This is a genomic window from Candidatus Pelagibacter communis (genome assembly GCF_001180225.1).
GTDB classification, from domain to species: domain Bacteria; phylum Pseudomonadota; class Alphaproteobacteria; order Pelagibacterales; family Pelagibacteraceae; genus Pelagibacter; species Pelagibacter ubique_D.
On record NZ_CVST01000059.1, the window covers coordinates 1 to 907 of the forward strand.

1 protein-coding gene and 1 pseudogene are annotated in these 907 nt (G+C 21.1%); one reads left to right on the plus strand and one right to left on the minus strand.

Translation table 11 applies throughout. From position 1 onward, the window contains the following. Nucleotides 1–169 precede the first annotated feature (169 nt). Nucleotides 170–427: a hypothetical protein gene (locus AMN99_RS04915; protein ID WP_075506709.1), complete on the minus strand. Its 258-nt coding sequence runs from the start codon at nt 425–427 to the stop codon at nt 170–172. Nucleotides 428–556: 129 nt separating this feature from the next. Between AMN99_RS04915 and AMN99_RS04920 the strand changes: the two are divergent. Continuing rightward, a pseudogene (locus AMN99_RS04920) lies at nt 557–907 on the plus strand (hypothetical protein); the annotation flags it as partial.

Here is a 907-nt window from a genome sequence, read left to right on the forward strand (position 1 = left end):
ATTTGCAAAAGATTGCAATTGTGAAAGTAATAAAATTAAAATTACTATAAATGACTTTTTCATAATTAAATATTAACAAATATGAATAATAGAGTCTTTATTCTTAAAACAATTTGACCATATTTTTACAACTTCAAAATGAATTTATAAATTTTTAAGATGAAAATTCTTAAGGTTTGTAACAATTTGTTGTTTCTTTTTTAATATTATAAATACAAGTAATTAACTTAGGTTCAAATTGCATTTTTGACGAACCATTATTTTTTAGATTATAAAATATTTTTTGATCATTTATTAAAATTGTACTCTCTAAATTATATCCATTTGATAGATAATGATTTACTGTTCTAAGATTTCCAAGAGAGTCAGCAATAGCTGAAGAAAAAATAAAATTTAAACAAAATAATGTAATTAGTACTTTTTTCATGAAGCGATTATTTCACTTTAAATTATTATATTGAAAAAAAAATATTTATTTATCAAAAAATCTCTTTATTGCTTAATAGATTTAAATATTTTGTTTATTTTTTAGTAATTATTACGACTATATAAATCAATGAATTTTTTAAAAAATTTGATTAAAGGTGACTACGGACTTGGTAAAACATTCTGGGTTTATGGAACTCTATACCAGCTAATATTTAGCTTAATAATTTTTATAACATTTTTTTTTGCTTTAGATTCAATTGACAAATCTCTTATTAATTATAGTCAAAATCCTGAATTAATTATTAAACAAATTTTTTCAAACATTAACAATTTTTACGCAACAATACTCGTAATAGAGTTAGCAATACTATTGATTTATACATTTATCATTACTATTGCGATGTGGAGAAGTGCAAGTAATAATGAAAATTGGTTTTGGCCGAGAGTTGTAAAAATTTCTATATCACTCTCTGTTGTT

What these genes read in the sequence shown, in the direction of transcription:
- AMN99_RS04915 (WP_075506709.1), bottom strand. Translation starts at nt 427, where the DNA reads ATGAAAAAAGTACTAATTACATTATTTTGTTTAAATTTTATTTTTTCT.